Origin of the sequence: Psychrobacter sp. 78a-MNA-CIBAN-0178, from assembly GCF_040309625.1 — a bacterium.
Classification (GTDB): Bacteria; Pseudomonadota; Gammaproteobacteria; order Pseudomonadales; family Moraxellaceae; genus Psychrobacter; species Psychrobacter okhotskensis.
The window spans coordinates 1-359 of the sequence record NZ_JBEOOZ010000091.1; the positions used below are offsets into that span (position 1 = coordinate 1).

Annotated in this window: 1 protein-coding gene; it reads left to right on the top strand. The window is 47.6% G+C overall.

The features are described 5' to 3' along the window. On the top strand, positions 1-359 hold a 359-nt coding region (locus AAEY80_RS14380), incomplete at both ends, for a contractile injection system protein, VgrG/Pvc8 family (protein ID WP_350588537.1).

Below are 359 nucleotides of genomic sequence, written 5' to 3' on the forward strand. Positions count from 1 at the left end.
GTTGAGATTGACGAGCGCTTAAGTAGCGCCAGCGATTACCATATACAGCATAGCGTCCAATACAACCAAACCGATCTCGCTTACTTAACGCAGTATCTCACCCTTTACGGTATTACAGGTTATTACCGTCATGAAGTGGATAGTCACACGCTAGTGTTACTTCCTCATAATGGCGAAATACTGCGCCCTGATGCCAATGACATTCAAAGCACCTTAAGTCAAAACCCTGCCAACCTTGCTGATAGACAAGACCGCATCACTGCGATTCGCCCCCGTATTGCCCAGCATACTCAGCAAAGCGACCTACATCGTTATGACAGTCGCTTGATGAGTACCTATACCGGCAGTAGCAGTAGCGA